This window comes from Streptococcus sp. oral taxon 056 str. F0418 (genome assembly GCF_000220065.1).
GTDB lineage: Bacteria > Bacillota > Bacilli > Lactobacillales > Streptococcaceae > Streptococcus.
In genome coordinates this window covers 1260001-1284439 of sequence record NZ_AFQU01000001.1, presented here as the reverse complement: position 1 = coordinate 1284439, position 24439 = coordinate 1260001, and the positions used below count along the sequence as shown (strand labels likewise).

The following is a 24439-nucleotide window of genomic DNA, read 5'->3' as shown; positions in this document are numbered from 1 at the left end:
GTCTGGGACAAGTTATCCCAGACGTTTTAAGTAGCTATTCTAATGTATAGTAGTCCGTTCCCATATTGCATAAAAGATAATGAAGTAAGATACCATCTTAAAATTCAGTTTAGTCCTTCAATTCCATTTAATATAGAAAAGATTCACTAATTAAACACTTTACAGCTTACTGCTGTTGCTTTTCTTCATTCTCAATTTTCGTTTGTGACTTCAAACTTGAGTTGCCCAGACTTGACACCGACTTTCAATGTTTGCCCGGTCATCACTTCCCCTTTTAATAGCAATTCTGCCAACCGGTCTTCTACCTGAGTCTGTAAGGTCCTGCGCAATGGACGTGCTCCCATTTCTATATCATAGCCTTCTTTCGCTAGCAATTTCAAAGCACTAGCTTGGAATTTAAGAGTAATCCCTTGCTCAGCTAAGCTAGCAACCAACGGCTTGACCATGATCTTGACAACTTCTTGCATATCCTGTTCAGACAGACTATGGAAAACAACTTTTTCATCAATTCGATTGATAAACTCTGGACGATAGGTCTTTTTGAGTTCTTCTAGCATACGTTTTTCCATATTTTCCTGATCCAATCGAATATCTCTAGCTCCAAAACCGACTGTTTTATCATCTCGAAGACTAGTCGCTCCTAAGTTACTCGTCATGATAATAATAGTATTCGAAAAGTCAATTTTGCGCCCTTTGCTGTCTGTTAACACACCATCATCCAAGACTTGCAGAAGAATATTGAAAATATCAGGATGGGCTTTTTCAACTTCATCAAAAAGCAAGACCGAATATGGACGATTTCGAACTTTCTCAGTCAATTCGCCCCCCTCTTCATATCCAACATAACCTGGAGGTGCTCCATTAAGACGACTAGCAGCAAACTTCTCCATATATTCACTCATATCAAATCGAATGAGGGCAGATTCATCGTCAAAGAGTGTTTCGGCTAACGCCTTAGCTAACTCTGTTTTCCCAACTCCAGTCGGTCCTAAAAACATGAATGAACCAATTGGTCGTTTATGAGAGCGAATACCCGATTGATTGCGACGAATAGCTCTGCTAATAGCGGAAATCGCTTCGTCTTGTCCTATCACACGCTGATGGAGTTCTTTTTCTAAATGGAGGTATTTTTTAGCATCTGTCTGAGTCAATTTTTGAACAGGAATCCCAGATAAACGACTCAACGTTTCCAAAATATCAGCCTCATCTACTATTAAATCCGTTAAAACAGGTTGATTTTCTTCTTTAATTAAGCGACTTAACTTAGCAAACTGACCAGCTAAAATAGCCTGATCAGCTGGACTCAAATCACTCGGAGCTTGCCCTTTCGATCTATTGTTTTGCACCGTTGCGCTGGTCTCGTCTAAAAGATCGATAGCCGAATCTGGTAATTGCTTGCTCGTCAAATAACGGTGAGCATATTTAACCGCCGCCTCAATAGCTTGATCCGTAATCACAACCTTATGGTGCGCCTCATAATTCGTCTTTAACCCCTGTAAAATAGCAATGCTGTCAGAAACACTAGGTTCTTCCACAACAATCTTAGCAAATCGACGAGATAGCGCCGCATCCTTTTCAATATGCTTCTGATATTCCTCTTGTGTCGTCGCACCAATCGTTCGGAGCGTGCCACGAGCCAGAGCAGGTTTTAAGATATTGGCTGCATCCATCGTAGAATCAATCCCGCTACCAGAACCCATGATAGTATGAAGTTCATCGATAAATAGAATCACCTGACCATCTTCTTCAATATCATCAATGATATTGTTCATACGTTCCTCAAAATCCCCACGGAAGCGCGTACCAGCTACCACATTCATCAAATCAAGTTCCAAAACACGCATCTTTGACAACTCATAAGGCACTTGACCTAAAGCTACACGTTGCGCCAAACCAAGAGCCAAAGCTGTTTTTCCAACTCCAGCATCTCCTACTAAGACAGGATTATTTTTCGTTTTACGGCTCAGTACTTGTATCATCCGAGAAATTTCTCGATCTCGACCAATCACAGGCTCTAAACGTCCTGAGCGGGCTAGCTCTGTCAAATCTCTCGTATATTCTTCTAATCCACCACTTTGGGTTGGAGGCATTCCCATCATATTGGCCATATTTTGCTTTGCTTGTTGAAAACCTTTATGCAAACTTCGAATAGCCTTTATATTATCTTTTGTCCAACCAGCCTTTTGTTCAAGATTTTTAAGCAAATCCTTCATCCGCAAAACGCCTTCTTTATCCTCATAGCTAAAACCAACAAATTCTAGTATACGAGTAGCTAGTGTCCCTCGATCACTGATGATCGCATACAATAGATGCTCTGTTCCAAGTTCTTTAGCATAGGTAACTTCCGCAACAGCCTTTCCTTCTTCAAATAATGCTGTCAAGCGATGAGAAAAAGGCAAAATAGAAAAATCTGACTCCTTTTGAAAAGACTTTCTAACCACATGATAAGCAGCATCTTCAAAGTCATCTACCTCAAGCGGATAATCATTCAAAACAGATCCTGCTACACTATAAGGATAATTTGAAAAAGCCAGCAACAAATGCCAAGATTCCAGATAATCCGCCTGAAAGTGAGCCGCTAATTTCTGTGCATCTTCAAGACTAACAATTAAAGCTTTTGAATATTTCATCCAATTTATATTCCTTTTCTATCAAGTTGTTGTAAAATTTTCTTTAACATTCGAGCACGGATAAGAGGTGCACCTTCTCCCAAAACACAGTCCGTTGCTGTAGCTAAAAGAAGATTCCCTTCCCGTTCACTGATCACTCGTTCATCAAATAGAAGCTGCATTAAATCTGTAAAAACCTGCTGACTGACTCGCTCTCCTGCATGGTCTAATAAATCGCAAAGCATCTGATGATGATCAGAAAATTCTATTTTACCAATACGGATATACCCACCGCCACCACGCTTGCTTTCCACGATATAACCTCGACTTTCTGTAAATCGAGTCTTGATGACATAATTGATCTGACTAGGTACGACCTGAAAGACATCTGCTAGTTCGCTCCGCTTTAGTTCTACTATACCAGCTTGAGCTAATATTTCTTTGATATAAGCCTCTATATTATCTGAAGTATTTTTACTCCCCATGAAAATCCTTTCTAACCAACCAAATCACTCTTTCTTCTAGTTAGTTTATTTTACATTTGACATTGACTATCTTTGACTAATATTATATCGAAAATATTGTATTTTTGAAAGAAAAAGACCATGATTTCAATCTATAGTAATAAAGATTATATCTCTCTCATATGAAAATGAACTGCAGATTCAAAAGCTAACAATAAAAAACCTTGGATTTCTCCAAGGTTTATTTCGACATCTATTAGTTCTGTCCGAGAGCTGCTGCCATTGTTGCTGCAACTTCTGATTCAAAGTCGTTAGCAGCTTTCTCAATACCTTCACCCACTTCAAAGCGAGCAAACTCAACTACTGAAGCATTTACTGATTCAAGGTAAGCTTCAACTGTCTTGCTGTCATCCATGATGTATACTTGTGCAAGAAGCGTGTATGCTTGGTCCACTTTTGTATTATCCAAGAAGAAGCGATCCATTTTACCTGGGATAATTTTGTCCCAGATTTTTTCTGGTTTACCTTCTGCAGCCAACTCAGCCTTGATGTCTTCCTCAGCTTTTGCAACAACTTCTGCTGTCAACTGTGCTTTAGAACCATATTGGAGATGTGGAAGAGCTGGTTTACCAACCATTGCACGGCTTTCATTGTCTTGATCGATAACGTGGTTTAACTGTGCCAATTCATCTTTAACAAACTGCGCATCCAACTCTTCGTATGAAAGAACAGTTGGTTTCATTGCAGCAATATGCATTGAGATTTGTTTTGCAAGAGCATCGTCGCCACCTTCAACAACAGAGATAACACCGATACGGCCACCGTTGTGTTGGTAAGCACCAAAGTGTTGTGCATCTGTCTTTTCAACAAGTGCAAAACGACGGAATGAGATTTTTTCTCCGATAGTTGCAGTTGCAGATACGTATGCAGCTTCAAGAGTTTCACCTGAAGGCATTGTCAAAGCAAGTGCTTCTTCGTTGTTAGCTGGTTTGCCTTCAGCGATTACTTTAGCTGTTGCGTTTACCAAGTCAATAAATTGAGCATTTTTTGCAACGAAGTCAGTTTCAGCATTTACTTCAACAACAGCAGCGACATTACCGTTTACGTAAACACCTGTCAGACCTTCAGCAGCAACACGGTCAGCTTTCTTAGCTGCTTTTGCCATTCCTTTTTCGCGAAGCAATTCAATCGCTTTTTCGATGTCACCATCAGTTTCAACTAATGCTTTCTTAGCGTCCATGACACCAGCACCAGATTTTTCACGCAATTCTTTTACAAGCTTAGCTGTAATTTCTGCCATTTTTATTCTCCTATAAATATGTTTTAAAAATAGGAGAGCCGGGCCACGCCCGCCCTCCTAGGTTATTACTAATTATTTAAATTAAGCGTTGTCGCCTTCTACAACTTCAACGATTTCTTCAATTGAGTCTGCTTGCGCTTCAGAAGCTGCAAATTCTGCTTCAACAGCTGCTACAGCATCTTCTCCTTGACGACCTTCAATAATAGCGTCAGCCATTTTCGCAGTGATCAATTTAACAGCGCGGATAGCGTCATCGTTAGATGGAATGATTACATCAATATCATCTGGATCTGTATTTGTGTCAACCATCGCAACCACTGGGATACCAAGCTTCTTAGCTTCTTTAACAGCGATTTGCTCTTTATGTGGGTCAACTACGTACATTACATCTGGGATACGTGGCATTTCTTCGATACCACCCAAGAATTTTTCAAGACGTGCACGTTGTTTGTTAAGAAGCGCTACTTCTTTCTTAGGAAGAACTTCGAAAGTTCCGTCTTCTTCCATGCGTTTGATTTCTTTCAAACGAGCTACACGTTTTTGGATAGTAGACCAGTTTGTAAGAGTTCCACCCAACCAACGGTGGTTGATGTAGTATTGACCAGCACGTTCTGCTTCGTCTTTTACAGCTTCAGCAGCTTGCTTTTTAGTACCAACAAACAAGATGATTGCATCATTTGCAGCAGCATCACGGATAAAGTCATATGCTTGGTCTGCATATTTTACAGTTTGTTGTAAGTCAATAACGTGGATACCGTTACGCTCTGTAAAGATGTACTTAGCCATCTTAGGGTTCCAGCGACGAGTTTGGTGACCAAAGTGAACACCAGCCTCAAGAAGTTGTTTCATTGAAATTACTGCCATGAGTAAATTCTCCTTTTTGTTTATTTCCTCTTTTAGATTTCAGCTCGCAAGACCACCCGAAGGCAACAGCCCCACAATTCATCTAAAATGAAGTATTTGCCATTTACACGGCATCTACCATTGTAACAAATTTAAAATCATTTGACAAGCTCTTTCCCTTATTTTACAGCAATTTCTTTATCTATCTGTTAGTTTTTATTTTCTTTCAAGATTATTTCTATTTCGTATTTTCAGCAGTATTGACGAAAGCGATTTTTTAATGTAAAATAATAACTGTTGAGGCGGTATAGCCAAGTGGTAAGGCACGGCTCTGCAAAAGCTTGATCGTCGGTTCAAATCCGTCTACCGCCTTTTTCAGAATTTTATCTTTTTATCTTTTTTCAAAGATCCTTTCGAGGGTCTTTGTTTTTTTGATGTATACAAAAGAGGCTGGGACAAAAGTCCTAGCCTCTCAATTGCCTTTGGATTGTTGAGCAAGACGCAGTGGTTGAGTGGGCTCTACTACGCTGATTTCATCAGCTTTTACAGCCCTACTCAACTGTGCGGAGGTGGGACGACGAAATCAAATTCTAACGAATTACCGATTTCTGTCCCACTCTCTTTTGCTTATTTTTTTATTAAACTTTCTCCTTTTTACTATCAAACTCTGAAATCAATTTTTGATACCAATAAAAGCTATCTTTACGTATTCTCTCTAGACTACCTCCCTCTTCCTCATCTCGATCAACATAAACAAAGCCATAACGTTTTCCATAGCCATTGAGCCAAGAAAGCAAATCTGTAAAAGACCATGTGCAATAACCTAGCACCGCACAACCATCTTCTATGGCATTTTGTACGGCTGTAATATGATTTTCAAGATACTCAATTCGATAAGAGTCGTGTACTTCTCTATCTTCTGTCAAACTATCGTATTCTCCCAGACCATTTTCTGTAATCATGATTGGAATATCATAACGACTGGTGATGCGACGCAAAGCGATGCGTAAACCCGTGGGGTCAATTTCCCATTCCCAGCTGGTACGTTCCAAATGTTCATTTTTAACATGTTTAAATTGGTCCGGTTCTCCTGCTTCAGCATTTGGTACATTCGCTGCAAAGGTATGAGACTGATAATAGTTTACGCCTACAAAGTCTGGTCTACCAGATTTTAGAATATCAAAATCTCCTTCACGAATATCTAATTCTATTCCAAATTGATTTTTCAGATAAGCCAAGGCTGTTTTGGGGTAGCGTCCTAGTATATAGGCATCCATCCAATACCAAACATTGACATCTAACGATTGTTCTGTCGCTAGAACATTCTCAGGCCGATTATCCAGAGCATAGAGGACAGGAAAGGCAAAGCTTGGGCCGATTTGACCTTTTATATTCAACTCATGGAAACGCTTGATAATTGTTGCGTTTGCCAAATTGACAATATGATTGACTTGATGCATCCGCTTGATGTCTTTAATGCCTGGAGGGAAATAGCCATCTCTGTAGCCGAGGCCTACAAATACATTTTGCTCGTTAAGTCCTATCCAATACTTTACTCGATCTCCAAAATTTTCAAATAAGACTTCAGCATAATATAGGAAATCATCGATTATATTTCTAGACTCCCAGCCACCGTACTCTTCCTGCAAAACTTGAGGTAAGTCCCAGTGGTAGATTGTAATAATGGGTTCAATATTATACTTTAGCAGTTCATCAATAAGATTTGAATAAAATTCAATCCCTTTCTGATTAACTTCTCCTCGTCCTTCAGGCAAGATACGAGTCCAAGCAATAGAGAACCGATAGGCTTTCAAGCCCATTTCTGCCATCAACTTAACATCTTCTTTATAGCGATGATAGTGATCCACCGCCACATCACCTGTCGTGTTTTTAAAGGTTCTATTAGGCTGGCGGACAAAATTGTCCCATATAGACACACTCTTGCCATCTTCATCCCAAGCACCTTCAACCTGGTAAGCGGCCGAAGCCGATCCCCAGAGAAAATCTCTAGAAAACTTTGTCACATCAATCAAGCTGCTACACCTCCTTCTGCTTCTAAAGCTGCCATTTCAGCTTCTTGTTTAACAAGCTGTTCTTCGTATTTCTTAAAGAATGGATAATAGATCAACATAGCTGGAATAATCAAAATGTAATCCCAAATGAAATTTTGCCAACGAAGTGTTGTCAAGTAGTTACTGAATCCCATTGGCAACTGTGCACTGACAACGATCCATGCTGGAATGATAAAACCAGTTTGATAAGCAAAATAGGTCAGAATCATCATAATAGGCACATTAAGTACATAAGGAATACATAAGATTGGATTAAACATAATTGGCATACCAAATGTTACTGGCTCATTGATACCAAACCAACCTGGAATAAGTGAGATTTTAGATACGGCACTAATTTGTTTCGATTTAGATCGCAATCCTAATAAAACTAAAGCCCAAGTGTTACCTGTACCTCCGACTAGAGCCATAGAGGTGTATAGCAAAACTGGGAAGAATTGCATCGGTTGACCTGCAGCATGAAGAGCAGCATTAGTGGTTGCGGCTTGAATTCCTAACGGCGAGATAATTGGGATAATAATTAAAGTACCATGGATACCAAAGCACCAAAGAACCAAGGCAAGCATACACAGCATGACAATACCAGGAACAGAAGATACTGCACTAAGTGGGGCACGCAAAAGAGCCATAAATCCAGATGGAACTGTATATGCACCTGCTGTCAAAGCACCGATTCCAACATTCAACAAAAGGAAAAGAGTAATAGAGAAGAAAACAGGTAAAATAGATCCAAAGCTATCTTGCAAAAATTGTGGCACAACGTCTGGCATCTTAATCTTAATATCTTTTTCATAGCAGAATTTTTCAATTTGTACGACGACAAAAACAATAAAGAAGCTCACGAACATTCCTTGTGAACCAAGGAAGTCTAACTGAACACCGGAAAATTTTTCAGTGTCGACAAACGGCCCTGCCACCAGCATAAATGTTACTGCTGTATCAACCGCTGCCATGATGGGAGATTTCAACTTCAGATTTTTAGCATAGTTGTAAGCAAAAAAGATAGCTACCCAAATAGAAATAAAATCCATCGAATAACGGAAGGGCAAAGTCAAAGTATTATAGACCGCGTCTCCCGTCTTAAACCAACCTAGAGCCGTTTCGTTCCCAACTGCGGCCAAGACCTGAAATAAAGAACCTACCGTAATCAGTCCCAAAAGAGACCCCATACCAGCCTGTAAAGACTGGATAAAAACATTATTAGCTAGCTTATAACCAAATTCTTGAAGTTTAGTCATAAACTTACTATTAAACAATTTTTCCATCAGAAAAACCTCCTTAAGATATTTCCTCAATTAATTGGAAGATTTTTTTACAATCTCCTATTGCATATTCCATTGCTGGAATACTAGCTACCGGCTTGCTTACTGTTGATTTAACAGAATCCAGCTTATAGGACACCTGTGGTCCTAATAAAACAACATCATAGTCATTTACATAATCTTGATATTCCATCAAGCCAACCGCTTTGATGGCTAGTTCGAATCCTTGATCACTAGCATACTGTTCCATTTTTTTCATCAGTATACTTGTAGACATACCTGCCGCACAAATTAATAAAACCTTCATTTTCTTTCTCCTTTTTGATTGGAATGGAGTTCAATCATCTCAGTAATAAGATCAATAGCCAAAAGGCTAGTCATAAAATGATCTTGCGCATGTACCAGTAATATGCTCAATTCTTGGCCATTTCCTCGAGCTTCTTCCTGTAGTAACTCTGTTTGTGAATGGTGGGCTTTTTGAATCGCACTATTAGCTTCAACCATGAGTTCATCTACTTTATCAAACTCACATGCTTTAGCTTTTTTTAGCGCTTCAAAAGCGAGAGAGCGAGCTGCACCTGAGTTAGCTATCAAGGACATGGCAATAATTTCTGCTGAATTATTCCACTCTTCCATACAATATTCCTCCTTTCCAATCAACTTCTTATCCACAGTTTACTATAGCTCTGTATCACTGTCAAAAGCGCTTACATCGTCTATTTATACAGTTTTAAAACTTAGTGTATATACTTTTCCCAAAGAAGTATACTCAAGTTATGATAAAAAATAGTCACGAATTGGGTTAAAAATACCTAAACTAGAGCTTTTATAAGATACCTTAATTTCCACTTTACTATATTTCATCTCTTTCTAAAATTTAGTGTATAAAAAATAACAGTAATTTTTACTAATGTATAAAACAAAGAAAAAGCGTATAAAAAATCAACAAAACTTCCCCAGCTTGCTAAAAGGGGTTACTTTCTATAGTGGCTTATTATATACTTGATTTATGAAGATTATCAGAGAATTACAAATCACTTCAGAGGAATTTTATGACTTTCTGGAGAGTGAATTTCTAAATCAAATGAACGAATCTGACAATCCAGCAAAATATACAGGTAAACTAAAGAAAGGACTTCGCTATTCAAAATTGTCAGATAATGTCTTCACTAAGACCGATTATGAGATTCTAGAGTATCACCGCCATGAACGCTACGTCATACAAATTTCATCACATAGTGAAAAGCTCACTACATCCTACCATACAAAGCCTTGTTCAAAAGGGCTTGAAGTTACCTTGGAGCAAGAACAAAACAAGTTAACCAAAACTTCAAAGAATAAGGCGATTAAATGGATAGGAAATCTCTTGTACTTCGGACGTCTATCGGAAAATCTATATAAAATTCAAGGAGAAATCGAAAAAATCCGTAAAGAACAAGCTCAATGATAAAATTTGGCATCCTGCAACATTTTTGCGTGCTTTAAAGTATGCCTAGATTAAAAATATTATTTTAAGGAGAAGTATATGAAACAAGGTATTATTCCTCAGTATTGGAAACAAGAAGTAAACGGACGATATTTAACCAAAGCAACTCAGATTTTCAGCCCACTTCCTATTTTAACTGACACGATAGCTACTCATTTAACCACCAAAAATGGTGATCAACCAGCATTTCCGTCTATCTACTTTAACGAAGAAATTCCTAGAGAGATCGGCCAAGAGATCATACAAACATTCTCACTCCCGTATCCTTCCAATCCGGAAGCTCATATTGTCAAAGCGACAGAAGACGGTATTTTTGTTTATGCCTTGTCCCAGCGTGGGTTATTTTATGGGGCCATTTCTATTATCCAAATGTTACAAGATGGCTACTTACCCTATGGTCTAGCTTATGACGAACCTGTCTGTTCCGAACGTGGACTTAAGGTATTTTTACCTTCTAAAAAGAATATGGCCTTCTTTAAACAATTTGTAGATATGCTGGCTTTCTTTAAATACAACACTCTTATGATTGAAATCGGCGGTGCTATGGAATATAAAAAACACCCTGAAATCAATCAAGAGTGGGTTAAATATTGCGCGGACATGGCCGAATACTCTGGTAAAACCAAGGAAATCCAAGACTACACTTTCCCTTGGTACAAGAATGCCATCCACATGGAAAATGGCGATGGAGAATTTTTGAGTCAAGCAGACGTAAAAGAGTTAGTCCTCTACTGCAAGGAACGATTTTTTGAGGTGATTCCTGAAGTACCATCCCTCGGTCACTGCGACTATTTGATGCTAGGGCATCCAGAGATCGCCGAAATACCTGAAGATCCATACCCAGATACTTACTGCCCTTCTAATCCAGCCTCCTACGAACTTCTCTTTGATGTATTAGATGAAATCGTGAACGTTTTTAAACCTGATATTATTAATATCGGACACGACGAATACTACTCTATCGCCATGTGTGAGCATTGTAAAGGAAAATCCGGGGCAGATATCTTTGCTCAGGATATCATAAAAATTTATGATTATTTGAAAAAGAAAAACGTTCGTACAATGATTTGGGGCGACAAGCTGCTGAAAAATGCGATCGTACCTGATGCAGGACCTTTTGGTGGAGCAGAAATCGTCATGTACACTCCCCAATTCAAAAAAGATACAGGCAAAAAAGTTGGCATCATGCCGGCAACCTGGCAGGCTATTCACCAAATTCCTAAAGATATAGAAATTCTCCATTGGCTTTGGAGTCTGGATGAAAACTTAGAAGATGAAGTTTTAGAAGAGGGCTTCACTATTTGCTACGGAAACTTTGAGGGCTATCTCTTCCCGCATTGGACTGAACATTTGAAGAAAGGGAGCAAAGGGGCTATCATCTCTAACTGGAGCACCTTAAATGAAATCATCTTGCAAAGAAATATTATTTTCTTCGGTTTGGCCTATGCTTACGAGATGTTTTGGAATCATGACTATTGTGATGAGGACTATGCTACTATCCGTGATAAAACCCTGTCTTACCTCTTCCACTACCACTATCCTGAACTGCAAAATCATTCACGAACTCTTGAAATGCAGTCTCATCCGAGTTGGATTGAAGTCAGCTATGCAACGGATTACTTTGTAGAATATGAATGGTTTGTAGATGGAGTCTTCCCTGAAATGGAAACCTATCAAATTGGAAATATCCTTCTAACCTATGCTGATCAAACCGAGGTTACTGTTCCAATTATCTTCGGAGAAAACATTGGTAAAGCAAGTGTTAGCTGGGATCGTTCACTCAACAAAAATCCTCTTCCAGGCGAACCTATCTATAAAGTAGATGAGCAATTATTTGAAGTCTCTCTTAGAACCAAACCTTACCAAAAAGGTCAGCAAACTTTCTTCGCATTTCCTATTCAAAACCCTTATCCTGAAAAGGAATTACAAAATGTGGAAATCAAAGTGTCTCCTGATAAAGACTGCCACATTTTTATAGATGAAATCGCCTATTATTGTTAAATTAGAAAATTATACTATTTTCTTAATTAGAAAGATCTAAATTTATGAAAAATCAGAACCAAGAGTATGTTTTCCCTATTAGTATTAAGCCTGAGCAAACATACTTTTCGGATGCCAATCATAAGCCCTTCTTATGGTTGGGTGATACCTGCTGGCGCCTGTTTTGGGAATATACATTAGAAGAAGCTCAAACCTATTTAGAAAATCGTGCCAAGCAGGGGTTTTCTGTGATTCAGGTGCAACTGCTTCCTCAATATTTTCATCAATGTAACCGTAGAGGACATAAACCGTTTTTGGTAGAAGGCAATTTGCATTCTGTCAATCCTATTTATTTTGATGAAGTTGAGAAAGTTCTTCAATATGGTAAAAAGCTAGGATTGAACTTTGCTATCGCTCCCATTTGGCTCAGTAGTTGGGAGCAGGATTGGTATCAATATTTTCACGACCAAACCGTGCTTGATTATTCTGCTTTTGTTGCTCAACGCTATTGTCATCTAGATAACATCATCGCCTGGATTCATGGAGGGGATGATGACGCTTTGTCTCTTCACTCAACGATCCACCAGATCGCAAATATTTATAAGCAGGTCAATCCCAATATTGCTGCAACTTATCATGCTGGAATATCTAGTGGATGGGAATTTTTTGGCGATCAAAATTGGTTCGATTTTGGCATGGCTTATAGCTATGATAAAGATGACTGTTTTAAACAATTTCAGGATTTTAAAAGTCGTTATCCAGATAAACCTATTTTATTGGGAGAGAGCCATTATGAGGGAAATGAAGGCATTAGTACGGACATCCTTCGCCATTATGCCTACTCTTCTCTTATCCTAGGCAACTGCGGTCATACCTATGGTCACAAAGATATTTGGATGGGAACTATGTTTTGGGCACAGAGCCTTTGCTCTGCTGCTTCTCATCATATGGAAGTAGCTAAGGACATTTGGGAACATCTAGATTGGAGCAAAATGCAGCCCGACTTTAAAGGAAGATGGCTACAAACTCTTCGGTCCAAGATGCCTCATGCTAGCTCAAAACCTATTCCAACCAGCATAAATATAAACAGAAATGAACTTGTAGCCTATATTTCCGACTTTCGCTGGTTTAGATCGACACAGCCTGTTCATAAAGGGAAATGGATTGACCCTATATCAGGACGCGAAAAACAGCTTAACTGGTTAGAGGAAGATACTTTACAAATTCCAGGATACAATGCTACCGGACACACAGATTGGCTACTATATCTAGAATTAAAGGAGGTGAACAAGTGAGTGAAAGAAAACAGTTTATCCAGCAATTCTTACGTCTTAGCTTACCATTCTCATTGCAATTTTTGTTGGCTAGTGCTGTCAATCTAGCAGATGTAGTGATGATTGGTCAACTAGGAGAAAAACAAATTGCAGCAGCAGGTGCTGCTAATCAAATTTTTTTCCTCTTAACAATTGTACAGTTTGGCATTGGTAGCGGTGCATCTGTTTTTATGGCTCAATTCTGGGGGGCTCGGCGGATTGCCGATATGAAAAAAACCTTGGGATTAGTCTACATGCTAAGCGGTCTTATTTCGATTCTCTTCACTCTAGTTTCCTTGCTCTTTTCTAACCAGCTAATTAGCTTCTATATCCATGATGGTGAAGCTATCCATTTGGGAGCTCAATATCTCTCTATCGTTTGCTGGACCTACCTTATGACAGCCATCACTACTTCTTTGGCTACTATGTGCCGTTGTAGTAACGAGGTTTTCTTGCCAACCCTTACTAGCCTTTTATCTATGGCTACTAATATCATAGGTAATGCAATTCTTATCTTTGGTCTATTTGGGTTTCCCAAGCTAGGACTTGCTGGAGCTGCTATCGCCACTTTTATTGCTCGATTGCTTGAGCTTTGTTGCCTACTTTTTGGTGTTTATCGTACAAAAATGGCTGGAGCTGCTCGCTTATCAGAGCTATTTTCCTTCCACAAGGATTTCGTATACCAATTTCTTAAAAAAACCCTGCCTGTCGTTTTCAATGAAGGTGCTTGGTCTCTAGGAACTACCATCGGCCTAGCTATCATTGGACTTTTAGGAACAGAGGTTGTGGCTTCCACCCAAATCGCTAGTGCTATCGCTCAGATTGGATTCGTTTTTGTTCGAGGAGCTGGAAATTCCGTATCCGTTATGCTTGGAAATACAATCGGAGAAAACCACATCGAAAAGGCCTTACGAGATTCTAAACGCTTTTTAGCCTTATTGCCATTTATTGGACTTATCGTTAGCCTTCTCTTACTCTGGGCTATGCCTCTCGCTCTCAAACTTTATCACTTGAGTAGTCAAACAGAGCAACTAACTGTATTAATGATTCAACTAAATGCACTATTATTTATCCCCAAATCCTTCAGTGTTGTACTAATTGTCGGCATTTTACGAAGTGGCGGAGATACAAATTATGCTTGCTTGCTAGATGTTTTGCCGGTATGGCTCTTCAGCATTCCAATTGGTTATGCTCTTGTCACTCTACAAGCTCCAGTGTGGTTGATTTTTCTTGTGATTAATGGAGAGGATATTCTCAAGCCTATCTGGGGTATCCCCCGCGTCTTTTCTGGCAAATGGCTACACAATCTCGTACATGAACGTATATAAAAACACCTCAATGAGTAACTTGTCTTTAAGTTGAAGTAAGCTCCAATTCAAAGACAGTTCGCTTCATTAGGTGTTTTTCTATATTTTATTTCTCTATACTAAGATTTTATAATTTTCGTAGCATATGAATCATCGTGCTAACCTCGACATCATCTATAATAATCTTAAAACTCCTTTCTACTGTTCGCATAATTTTACGAATATGCTTGTAATCTTCAGGGAATTTTTCAATGACTTCTTCCGCCTCTTTAGAGAGTTTCTTTACGGCTTCTCTTGATAAAGAACGTTCTACCAAACAAGCGATATGTACAAATAAACCTATCGTTTGTTCTTCAGTCAATTGATAATAAAAGTTAAATTCATCTAAAACTGCTGGTAAAACCTTCTTCACCTTAGCAATCGAAGTATAAACAAACTGCTCCTCCAAAAAGCGATACACTTTTTCATAATCATAGGAATTCACCGCAACCGGCATAAACATCAACAGCTTATCTAAATGTTCCTTGGGTTGTTCAAAAACATCTTTGATGGAAATAAATGGTATCCCCATAATTTTAGGATCAAAGGTTCCAACAAAAGCATGAACCTGATAGGTCTTTCTTAAAGCCATTACTTCTTCTATCAACACTTCTTTATTGGCTACTGATAAGGCGATAACGCGGTAACCCAACCTTGAATATTGATCAATATAATGTTTCAGTTGAAGGGCACCACCTTCACTAGTGTAGCAGAGTGTAATGATAATTTTTTCTTGATCCCGATTTTGATAGAATTGGTTCATTTCCATATTAAAAGCGTGAAAAACACTATCAATATCGTTTTCTATCAAACAACGGCGAGCAATTCCCATACCAATCATTGTAATCGGAATTTCAAATTCTCTGATTTTAATCAAGGTTTCTGATCGAATTTTATCTAACATTCCTTTTATGGATCCCATATCGTAGAGCACGATCACCCCTAGGCCTTGATCTATTTTTTCAATATATTCTTTTAACTTCTCATAGCTATTTTCCACCGATTCTTCTAGCAAGATATCAAAACCATATACCTGCAGATTTTTTGTCAACATTTTAGTAGATTCCGCTAATGATTGAGCCACTCCTTTTCCATGCAACACATAGAGTAAGATTGGCCGCAAACTATCCTCTTTTTTTTCTGACTCAATGATAAACATAGTCAAAATAACAATTTCATCAATAGGAACTGTTATCTGGAAAGTACCTTCTAACTGTTTGGCAAATTTTGAACACTGTGCATATTCTACTGGATAATCTCGAATTACTTTTACAATAGTATCATTATCAAGTTTCCGATTTAAACTTCCTTTTTGCTCTATCATAGCACTAACATGAAGACTAATTCCATAATAAGCTGTCGGATTCAAGTCCCTATTAAGTTCTTTTTGTACGGTTAAAACAAAAGCTTGTACTAACTGAACCACTTCGGAAGAGACAATTGTTTCTAATTGACTAAGATTTTTAAGTTCATCTTCTTTTTCAACTAGAGGCTTATACTCAATATAGCTCTGAATATAATTTCTTACAGCTTCAAATACATCATCCTGCTCAATCCCTCTTTCTGCTAACTGAGCATACTCAAGCTCTATTTTACTATACAAATCATCTGATTCATTCTTCGCAAAATCCAATAACCCTAACTCTTTATCATAAATCAACGCTTTTCGCGTACCTATCAATTCATCAATTTTAACTGCATCGTGACCACCTAAATGCCGAATGCCTTGATAGGGAATTGGAAGATCATCGATGCTAATAGATAAATCATTTAAATCGCCCCTTAAACTTCTAACAAATGCATTAGCACATGCTGTTCTAACAGCATACTCCAATTCTTTTATGTTGCTAATATTTATTGATAAGATAAAAACATGAATGACATCACGCGGTACCTGAATATCCCGATCGGAATTCTTCGATTCAATAGAAAAGAAATAATTTAGCAACTCTAATTTTTCACTAATAGGTCTATTCACATATGAAGGCAATTGAATAACAACAGGAAATTTATTTGAAAAATGATCAGAAATTTTTGCATCACTCCCTATAATTACTAAACCTTTTTTTGATGCCTTTTCTGTTCTTTTTCTCTATGATTTAACCAAGAAATCAAACGGTTTTGATCAGCTAAAGGAAGAATATGGATGTTGTCTATAAATAAAATTCCTTCTGCAATCTTTTCAAAAACCGATGCTGAGGTATCTGATCCAAATAAAAGATGCAACAAATCATCCAAAGCATCCAAATAATCTAAACAATTAATTTTCTGAAACAAGTGAGGTTGTTCAACTGCATGATTTTGGAGGGCAAACTCCATCATTTTATCAACAAAGTAAGTTCGTCCAGAACCAATCTCTGATAAAACAAGTACCGGTAAAGCATAATTGGGATACAAAATAGCTGCCTGAGCTAGCTGTATCGCTGTACTTAAACTGCCATTCTCGCCAATAATAGCTGGAAAGTCTAAAGGATTCTCTATCACAACTTGTTTCAATCGATATCGGACAGGCCGTGTACTTCCCTTAACGAGAATGCCTTCTTTTACCAACTGGTTCAAAATAGTACTGACATTAGGTCGTTGCATTCCTAGGGCTATTGCAACAGCCTGTGTCTCAACGCCTTGGTTATTATTTTTCAATAATTCTTGCTCTAGATACTCCAATACAAGCGCTTTGGCACCCTTCATACTCCACCTCTCATAATATTCTTGTCTTTATTATATAAAAACGCTTTCTCGAAATCAATATAATAAATAATTAAACAGATTGAATTTTCCTTAACTAAAAAAGCCGCACAAAAGCAGCTTTCTTTTTTATAATTCAGCGATTTGGTTGAGATTCACTTCTGCAATCGTATCATTGCCAAACATTGAAATAACCATTTTTACTTTATTATTATCAATTTCAGTAATTTTACCAGTATAGTCAGTGAAAGCTCCATCAATAATCCGAACAGTATCACCAACATTGACATGGATATCAAACTCTTGTACCGTTTGCCCCATAGAGATTAAGATATTACGAATTTCGTCTTCTAATAGTGGGGTTGGTTTTGAACGATTTCCGTGCGAACCGACAAATCCTGTTACATTAGGTGTGTTCCGAACGACAAACCATGCTTCATCAGTCATTACCATTTCCACTAAAACATATCCTGGGAAGCGATTTTCTTCGATTTCTTTTGTCTTGCCATTTTTCTCCACTTGCACCGTTTGAGTTGGAATTTCCACGCGCAAAATATTCTCTAACATATTATATGTCTGAGCTCGCTGTAAGAGATTTTCCTTTACCTTATTTTCATATCCTGAGTAAGTTTGTAGTACAAACCAACCTTTGTCAAAACTATCCATTTTCTATCCTTTCTTTCGATCTCATTTTCTATTTAGAAAATAATCGTAAACCAAAGTACTATAAAAAAGCCTCTTGGCTTTCTGTTTTCTTATAGCTTAATTATACCATAAAAATAAGGAATGCCAAGCAGTTTGTCACTATTTTATAGAAAAAGAGCGTAGGTAAAACTTCAACAAAAATAAAAGAATATGTCTTCCTATGATATCCATAGAGTTAAAAAACGAGTAAAAATGCCAATCGGCCACTGCGTAATTTTATTTTTCTAAGACAAATTTAAGAGACTAGGACAAAAGTCCTAGCCTCTCAATTGTCTTTGGATTGTCGAGCAAGACGCAGTGGTTGAGTGGGCTCTACTACGCTGATTTCATCAGCTTTTACAGCCCTACTCAACTGTGCGGAGGTGGGACGACGAAATCGAATTCTAACGAATTACCGATTTCTGTCCCACTCTCTTTGTTCAATCTAAAATAAATTAAGCAACCGCAGTAAACCACGAGATACTAATAAATCAAATACATAAATAATCACAACAAAGAAAGCTGTGTATTCCATGATTGAAATAAAGTCAATCCAGCTTTGTTTTCCTGTTGGCCAAGTTGTATCTTTTAAAACTGTAAAAGTATCTTTAATAAATTTCACAACTTTCTCCTATCTAGTTTCTTTATGAACAGTGTATCTACTACAGTGTTTGCAGTATTTATTTACTTCTAGGCGTTGGGGTTTTGGCGTACTGCTCAACTTAATTGAATAGTTTCTTGATCCACAAACCGTACACGCCAGACTTGCTTTTTTTAATGCCATAACGCCTCCATCTTTCCTATTATAACAAGTATTTCCTTATTTGACAAGTCATTTCGCGCTAGCTTAGATGATCATTATTGAAGCTGTTAAGATAGAAATTCCTACTACCAACCAAACCAACTCTTGACTGTATCCCAAGCATTTTTGGCTCTACCAGGAATATCCGCTTCTTCAATTGCATTTTTAGCTTGATCTACCAGCTCTTTCGCCTTATCCTGTACATTCTGTAAGAAGTTAGAGTTACTTTGATTTTTCTCATCCCCATTTCCATAAGTATCTACAGGTGCAATGCCGTTTTGAGCATAAGCATTTTTTTCAGTGAATTGTGTACCTTCTGTATAAGGTAAAATGCTATTGGCTACATTTCGGAAAATAGCTGAAGCTTCATTCGCACTCGTCCCTGTCAAATAGTGGCTTTCGTCTGTTGTTGGGAAGCCTAACCACTGACTAATGACAATATCTGGCGTATAACCAATGACCCATTGATCCCCCGATAGGTCCGGATTAAAGCTCGTTTCGGTTGTTCCTGTTTTTCCAGCCATGGTGTAATTATAGGGTGCAGCGTAAATTCCTGTCCCATTAGAAAAGGTTCCCATCATCATACTCGTCATCTTTTCATTGTCTGATTGACTAAGAACGCGAGTAGAACTTGATTTATGCGTCTTAACGACTTGACCACTGGCATTTTCGATTTTAGTAATGAGGTGGGCATCATTCATAACGCCTCCGTTAGCAAAAGTGGAGTATGCCTGAGCCATCTGAAGAGGATTCGTCGTTACTCCGCCACCTAGAGCTACACTTAGGTTTTGCTCTACTTTTTTCATATTTAGGCCAAACTTTTGACCGTATTCAAATGCCTTTTTCAGCCCTAACTCCTTTACTGTCGCTACCGCAGGTAGATTGAGAGAGTCTGCTAAAGCCTGATACATAGGTACTGTCGGACTTGTCTGGATACCTCCATAATTATTTACCACGTATGTCCCATAAATCGTCGTGTGATTGTCCAACTCCTTATCAATGGGCCAACCAGCCGCTACTGCGGGACTATAGGCAATCAATGGTTTAATCGTCGAACCTGGACTACGAGACGATTGTGTCGCATAATTAAAAGATCGAAAACCAGCTGACTGACTATTGACTCTACCGACCAAAGCCCTTACTCCACCTGTCTTAGGGTCTAGTGCAACGCTACCAGACTCAGCCCTCGTACCATCAGCTTCTGCCACTGGGAAAAGACTTTCATTACTATAGATAACCTGTAAGCTGGCCTGATAATTTTGATCCAATTCGGTATAGATACGATAACCATTCTTTATAATATCTTCCTCTGTCAGACCATAGTCATGAATAGCCTCATTGATAACAGCATCGAAGTAAGATGGGTAACGGTAATCCTCTGACTTCCCTGTATAAGCATCAACAAGCTGACTTCCAATTCCATTTGCTGCAGCTTGATTAGCTGTATCTTGATTGATATAGCCTGCCGCTACCATATTTTGCAAAACAGTGTTTCGGCGATTGGTCGCATTTTCTATCGAATACAAAGGATTATAAATTTCAGGGCCTTTTAACATACCTGCAAGCGTAGCGGACTGATCCAGTGACAGCTGACTGGCAGACACTCCAAAATACTTCTTGCTCGCATCCTCGACTCCCCATACACCATTTCCGAAATAAGAATTATTCAAGTACATCGTCAAAATCTGATCCTTGCTGTACTTTTTCGTCAATTCTAAAGCGAGAAAAAACTCTTTGGCTTTTCGTTCGATGGTTTGGTCTTGTGAAAGATAGGCATTTTTAGCTAATTGCTGGGTAATGGTTGAACCACCACCTGAGCGTCCTGCTGTTACGATTGCTAGGAAAAAACGACCGTAATTAATTCCACTATTTTTGTAAAAGGAACGATCTTCTGTTGCAATCACTGCGTTTTGCAAATCCTTACTAATCTGATCTAACTCAACATACGTTCCCTTTTGCCCTGTTAAGCTCCCTGCTTCCTTTCCCTCCTTATCGTAAATAAGCGTTGTGGCTTTTAAAGCATTTTGTAGATCATTAACATTTGTGGACTTCGCTACATAAAAAAGATAGCCACCTACAATGAGACCAAAACCTAAGCCTAAAATCAAGAAGATTTTCGTTAAATGGTACTTTCTCCAAAAGCGTCGAAAAGGTCCTTTCCCCGTAAACTTTTGTGACGAACGACCCGCCCGAGACATCTGGTTCTCTGAACTTAACTCTGTTTCAATGACTTCTTCGTGTTCGTTTCCCTTTTTAAAATGATGGATAACTTTTTCAAAAAATTGATTTCTTTTTTTCATATTCCTTATTTTATCACCTTCCTAGAGAGGTTACAAGAAAGTACTATTTAAGTTTAGTTTTCTTTAAGAAATGGCAGAGCATTTATTTCACACTAAGAAACTGACTTTTAAAGTATGTGCCTTTTTGTTACAATAAAGCTATGCAATTTTTATTTAAAATTCCTGAAAAAATGCCCACTATGAGCATCAAAGAACTACTGGAAAATTATTTTCTCATTCCAAGGAAAATTCGACATTTCCTCCGAACCAAAAAACATGTACTTGTGAACGGACAGCCTGTGAATTGGCAAAGTACAATTCAAGCGGGCGACTCCTTGTCCTTAACTTTTGATGACGAAGATTATCCAACCAAAAGTATCCCGATGGGGAAACCAGATCTAGTTCAGGAACTATACCAAGATGAACATATAATCATTGTCAATAAACCCGAAGGCATAAAAACTCATGCGAATGAACCTACCGAGCTAGCTCTACTTAACCATGTATCTGCCTATGTTGGACAAATCTGTTACGTTGTCCATCGCTTAGACAAGGAAACCAGCGGAGCTGTTTTGTTCGCTAAAAACCCTTTCGTCTTGCCCATCCTCAACCGTTTATTGGAAAAAAAGGACATCCACAGAGAATATTGGGCCTTGGTGGAAGGAAGTTTTCCATATAAAAGCAAAATCTTTAAAGATAAAATCGGACGTGATCGGCATGATAGAAGAAAGAGATTGGTTGATAACAAAAATGGCAAATATGCAGAAACACATGTCACTCGATTAAAAGTATTTGACAAACACACTCTCGTGAAATGCCAACTTAAGACAGGACGGACTCACCAAATTCGAGTTCACCTCTCTCATCAGGGCTTCCCACTTGTTGGCGACCCTCTTTATAATCAATTACCTTCCAAACGTCTCATGCTTCATGCTCATCGACTTGACTTTATCCACCCTTTCAGTCTTGAAAAGATTTGTGTAGAGGCTCCGTCAGAAAGCTTTGAAAAAGGGTTAAAATAGGTGTACTGATCCCCAAAAATTAGACAAATAATTTAAATAAAGAATTTAGTCCTGTGCAATACATAACTAAATCCTTTCAATAATTATTCAGGCTCTATAATTTCTGTAGTGGGTAAAACCACTGTAAAAATTATGAAGCCTATTTTGTTGTAGAAAAAAAGTCCCATAAGACCTATAATGAAAAGTGACCAAACCATCATTAGAAAGAATCTTATGGAACAATTAAATTTTATCACAAACTTACTCGGAATAAAAGACAAGAACATCATAATCTTGGATGTTCTAGATTCTAGAACACATAAAAAAATCATCGCTAAACTGGATTATCCTGCCCCTAACTGTCCACATTGCCTAGGGCAAATGACTAAATATGACTTCCAAAAAGAATCTAAAATCCCCTATCTAGAATGCGCGGGATATAAGACACTCATGCGATTGAGAAAACGTCGTTTCCGTTGTAAAGTCTGTGGGAAAGTGGCTGTCGCAGAGACTTCCTTAGTCAAAAAGAATCACCAAATCGCAACTATCGTCAACCAGAAAATCACTCAAAAGTTAATTGAGAAAGTCCCTATGACGGCTATCGCAGAAAGTCTAGCTGTCTCTACTTCGACAGTCATTCGTAAATTGAAAGAATTCAAATTCGAAACAGATTTATCTTTCCTTCCAACTCACATGTCTTGGGATGAATACAGCTTCAAGAAAGGTAAAATGAGCTTCATTGCACAGGATTTTGATTCCAGAAAGATCGTAGCTATCCTAGATGGGCGGACTCAAGTGACTATTCGCAATCATTTCCTTCGTTATTCTAGACAGGTGAGAAGTTGCGTGAAAGTCATTACCATAGATATGTTTAGCACCTACTACGATATTGCCAGAAAACTTCGCTTTCGAATTTCTAGGCTCAGGCTGAAACAGTCCCCCAGACTGTTTCACTCCCTAACGCTAAAATCGTTCTCGACCGCTTTCACATTGTCCAACATCTCAGTCGAGCTATGAATCGTCTTCGCATCCAAATCATGAATCATTTTGATCGTAAATCGCACGAATATAAGGCACTAAAACGTTACTGGAGACTCATTCAAAAGGATAGCCGTAAACTCAGTGATAAACGTTTTTATCGCCCTACTTTTCGCTTACACTTGACCAATAATGAGATTTTCGAAAAGCTCCTTGCATACTCTCAAGAACTTAGAGAGCACTATGAACTCTATCAACTATTACTGTTTCATTTCCAAGAGAAACAAACAGACCATTACTTTGAACTGATTGAAGAAACTATTTCTTGTGTAAATCCTATTTTTCAAACTGTTTTTAAGACCTTTTTGGAAGATAAGGACAAGACTATGAACGCACTGGAACTGCCCTACTCAAACGTGAAACTAGAGGCGACTAATAACCTCATTAAGGTCATCAAGCGCAATGCTTTTGGCTTCCGGAACTTTGAAAACTTTAAAACTAGAATCCTCATCGCTTTGAACATCAAAAAGGAGAGAACCAAGTTGGTCCTCTCCAGGTTATAACTTTTCATCAAACCACCACAGTTGACAATGAATTCAGATTTTAAGGAACTCAAAAAATATTAAGATAAAAAAGATAAGGACTAAAAACCTTATCTCTCAGTAAACTTAAGCTATACCGGCGGCCGGGGTCGAACCGGCACGTCCGTGAGGACACTGGATTTTGAGTCCAGCGCGTCTGCCAATTCCGCCACGCCGGCTCAAGTTTAACTGGGGTAGCTGGATTCGAACCAACGCATGAGGGAGTCAAAGTCCCTTGCCTTACCGCTTGGCTATACCCCAATATTAATAAATAGGCGAGTGATGGGGATCGAACCCACGCATGCCAGAGCCACAATCTGGTGTGTTAACCACTTCACCACACCCGCCATATTATTAAACACGGGCAGTAGGAATTGAACCCACACTGAAGGTTTTGGAGACCTTAGTTCTACCTTTAAACTATGCCCGTAAAGGTTATGGAAGGGGAGGGATTCGAACCCCCGAACCCGAAGGAGCGGATTTACAGTCCGCCGCGTTTAGCCTCTTCGCTACCCTTCCAAAATGATATAAACAAAATGGCGCGAGACGGAATCGAACCGCCGACACATGGAGCTTCAATCCATTGCTCTACCAACTGAGCTACCGAGCCTTATTGCGGGAGCAGGATTTGAACCTACGACCTTCGGGTTATGAGCCCGACGAGCTACCTAGCTGCTCCATCCCGCGATAGTATTATATTCTCTAAAGGAGGATGTGGGATTCGAACCCACGCACGCTTTTACACGCCTGACGG

The 24439-nt window shown here is 38.6% G+C and carries 19 protein-coding genes, 9 tRNA genes and 1 pseudogene (1 of these 29 cut by a window edge); 7 read left to right on the top strand and 22 right to left on the bottom strand.

Going from position 1 to position 24439, the window contains the following annotated elements:
• Positions 1–191 precede the first annotated feature (191 nt).
• The 4 genes from HMPREF9182_RS06515 to rpsB all read right to left on the bottom strand — a co-directional run bounded on the left by HMPREF9182_RS06515 (position 192) and on the right by rpsB (position 5237).
• Positions 192–2630 (bottom strand): ATP-dependent Clp protease ATP-binding subunit, encoded by a 2439-nt coding sequence (locus HMPREF9182_RS06515; RefSeq protein WP_009443337.1) that lies wholly within the window; start codon positions 2628–2630, stop codon positions 192–194.
• 5 nt (positions 2631–2635) lie between these two features.
• Positions 2636–3094 (bottom strand): CtsR family transcriptional regulator, encoded by a 459-nt coding sequence (locus tag HMPREF9182_RS06510; protein ID WP_009754862.1) that lies wholly within the window; start codon positions 3092–3094, stop codon positions 2636–2638.
• Positions 3095–3329: 235 nt separating this feature from the next.
• Complete coding sequence (tsf, locus tag HMPREF9182_RS06505) at positions 3330–4373, bottom strand: translation elongation factor Ts (protein ID WP_009443401.1); 1044 nt, start codon at positions 4371–4373, stop codon at positions 3330–3332.
• Positions 4374–4454: 81 nt separating this feature from the next.
• Positions 4455–5237 (bottom strand): 30S ribosomal protein S2, encoded by a 783-nt coding sequence (rpsB, locus tag HMPREF9182_RS06500; RefSeq protein ID WP_009754635.1) that lies wholly within the window; start codon positions 5235–5237, stop codon positions 4455–4457.
• Positions 5238–5517: 280 nt separating this feature from the next.
• On the opposite strand from rpsB, the gene HMPREF9182_RS06495 reads away from it, so the two are divergent.
• Positions 5518–5588 (top strand) — tRNA-Cys (locus HMPREF9182_RS06495).
• Positions 5589–5854: 266 nt separating this feature from the next.
• Here the strand turns inward: HMPREF9182_RS06495 and HMPREF9182_RS06490 are convergent.
• Genes HMPREF9182_RS06490 through HMPREF9182_RS06475 form a run of 4 tightly spaced genes read right to left on the bottom strand, consistent with a single transcriptional unit; the run spans position 5855 to position 9186 of the window.
• On the bottom strand, positions 5855–7249 hold the full coding sequence (locus HMPREF9182_RS06490; RefSeq protein ID WP_009443112.1) for a glycoside hydrolase family 1 protein: 1395 nt from the start codon (positions 7247–7249) through the stop codon (positions 5855–5857).
• Complete coding sequence (locus HMPREF9182_RS06485; RefSeq protein WP_009754267.1) at positions 7246–8553, bottom strand: PTS sugar transporter subunit IIC; 1308 nt, start codon at positions 8551–8553, stop codon at positions 7246–7248. The genes HMPREF9182_RS06490 and HMPREF9182_RS06485 overlap by 4 nt, the downstream gene beginning before the upstream one ends.
• A 13-nt stretch (positions 8554–8566) precedes the next feature.
• Complete coding sequence (locus tag HMPREF9182_RS06480) at positions 8567–8857, bottom strand: PTS sugar transporter subunit IIB (RefSeq protein WP_009443334.1); 291 nt, start codon at positions 8855–8857, stop codon at positions 8567–8569.
• On the bottom strand, positions 8854–9186 hold the full coding sequence (locus tag HMPREF9182_RS06475; RefSeq protein ID WP_009754996.1) for a PTS lactose/cellobiose transporter subunit IIA: 333 nt from the start codon (positions 9184–9186) through the stop codon (positions 8854–8856). The genes HMPREF9182_RS06480 and HMPREF9182_RS06475 overlap by 4 nt, the downstream gene beginning before the upstream one ends.
• 373 nt (positions 9187–9559) lie before the next feature.
• On the opposite strand from HMPREF9182_RS06475, the gene HMPREF9182_RS06470 reads away from it, so the two are divergent.
• From HMPREF9182_RS06470 to HMPREF9182_RS06455, 4 genes are all read left to right on the top strand, one after another.
• On the top strand, positions 9560–9997 hold the full coding sequence (locus tag HMPREF9182_RS06470) for a DUF3284 domain-containing protein (protein ID WP_009443093.1): 438 nt from the start codon (positions 9560–9562) through the stop codon (positions 9995–9997).
• A gap of 78 nt (positions 9998–10075) precedes the next feature.
• Positions 10076–12037: a family 20 glycosylhydrolase gene (locus HMPREF9182_RS06465; RefSeq protein WP_009754696.1), complete on the top strand. Its 1962-nt coding sequence runs from the start codon at positions 10076–10078 to the stop codon at positions 12035–12037.
• 44 nt (positions 12038–12081) lie between these two features.
• A complete protein-coding gene (locus HMPREF9182_RS06460; protein ID WP_009443948.1) occupies positions 12082–13311 on the top strand; it encodes an apiosidase-like domain-containing protein in 1230 nt (409 codons plus the stop codon).
• The gene (locus HMPREF9182_RS06455; RefSeq protein WP_009443314.1) at positions 13308–14657 is read left to right on the top strand and encodes an MATE family efflux transporter; all 1350 of its coding nucleotides are present in this window, start codon (positions 13308–13310) and stop codon (positions 14655–14657) included. The genes HMPREF9182_RS06460 and HMPREF9182_RS06455 overlap by 4 nt, the downstream gene beginning before the upstream one ends.
• A 106-nt stretch (positions 14658–14763) precedes the next feature.
• Here HMPREF9182_RS06455 and HMPREF9182_RS06450 read toward each other — a convergent pair whose 3' ends face one another.
• The 6 genes from HMPREF9182_RS06450 to pbp2a all read right to left on the bottom strand — a co-directional run bounded on the left by HMPREF9182_RS06450 (position 14764) and on the right by pbp2a (position 21146).
• Positions 14764–16653 carry a PRD domain-containing protein gene (locus HMPREF9182_RS06450; RefSeq protein WP_255263266.1) on the bottom strand — a complete coding sequence of 630 codons (1890 nt, stop codon included), beginning with the start codon at positions 16651–16653 and terminating at the stop codon, positions 14764–14766.
• A gap of 77 nt (positions 16654–16730) precedes the next feature.
• Positions 16731–17363, bottom strand: coding sequence for a sigma 54-interacting transcriptional regulator (locus HMPREF9182_RS10960; protein WP_009755055.1), 633 nt, complete (start codon positions 17361–17363; stop codon positions 16731–16733).
• Positions 17364–17489: 126 nt separating this feature from the next.
• Entirely contained in the window at positions 17490–18026 is a 537-nt protein-coding gene (nusG, locus tag HMPREF9182_RS06440) for a transcription termination/antitermination protein NusG (RefSeq protein WP_009754399.1), read from the bottom strand.
• Between the two features lie 463 nt (positions 18027–18489).
• On the bottom strand, positions 18490–18666 hold the full coding sequence (secE, locus tag HMPREF9182_RS06435) for a preprotein translocase subunit SecE (RefSeq protein WP_009444018.1): 177 nt from the start codon (positions 18664–18666) through the stop codon (positions 18490–18492).
• 9 nt (positions 18667–18675) lie between these two features.
• Positions 18676–18828: a 50S ribosomal protein L33 gene (gene rpmG / locus HMPREF9182_RS10035; RefSeq protein ID WP_080979189.1), complete on the bottom strand. Its 153-nt coding sequence runs from the start codon at positions 18826–18828 to the stop codon at positions 18676–18678.
• A gap of 104 nt (positions 18829–18932) precedes the next feature.
• Positions 18933–21146: a penicillin-binding protein PBP2A gene (gene pbp2a / locus HMPREF9182_RS06430; RefSeq protein WP_009754743.1), complete on the bottom strand. Its 2214-nt coding sequence runs from the start codon at positions 21144–21146 to the stop codon at positions 18933–18935.
• 140 nt (positions 21147–21286) lie between these two features.
• On the opposite strand from pbp2a, the gene HMPREF9182_RS06425 reads away from it, so the two are divergent.
• On the top strand, positions 21287–22147 hold the full coding sequence (locus tag HMPREF9182_RS06425) for an RluA family pseudouridine synthase (protein WP_009754234.1): 861 nt from the start codon (positions 21287–21289) through the stop codon (positions 22145–22147).
• A 213-nt stretch (positions 22148–22360) separates the two neighbouring features.
• A pseudogene (locus HMPREF9182_RS10030) lies at positions 22361–23667 on the top strand (transposase).
• Positions 23668–23780: 113 nt separating this feature from the next.
• Here the strand turns inward: HMPREF9182_RS10030 and HMPREF9182_RS06410 are convergent.
• From HMPREF9182_RS06410 to HMPREF9182_RS06375, 8 genes are all read right to left on the bottom strand, one after another.
• Positions 23781–23864: transfer RNA gene (locus tag HMPREF9182_RS06410), tRNA-Leu, on the bottom strand.
• A 10-nt stretch (positions 23865–23874) separates the two neighbouring features.
• Positions 23875–23946: transfer RNA gene (locus tag HMPREF9182_RS06405), tRNA-Gln, on the bottom strand.
• A 13-nt stretch (positions 23947–23959) separates the two neighbouring features.
• Positions 23960–24032, bottom strand: a tRNA-His gene (locus tag HMPREF9182_RS06400).
• A 12-nt stretch (positions 24033–24044) separates the two neighbouring features.
• Positions 24045–24115: transfer RNA gene (locus HMPREF9182_RS06395), tRNA-Trp, on the bottom strand.
• An 8-nt stretch (positions 24116–24123) separates the two neighbouring features.
• Positions 24124–24204, bottom strand: a tRNA-Tyr gene (locus HMPREF9182_RS06390).
• Between the two features lie 18 nt (positions 24205–24222).
• Positions 24223–24295 (bottom strand) — tRNA-Phe (locus HMPREF9182_RS06385).
• Between the two features lie 3 nt (positions 24296–24298).
• A tRNA-Met gene (locus tag HMPREF9182_RS06380) sits at positions 24299–24372 on the bottom strand.
• A gap of 19 nt (positions 24373–24391) precedes the next feature.
• Positions 24392–24439: transfer RNA gene (locus HMPREF9182_RS06375), tRNA-Ser, on the bottom strand; it runs 42 nt beyond the window's last position.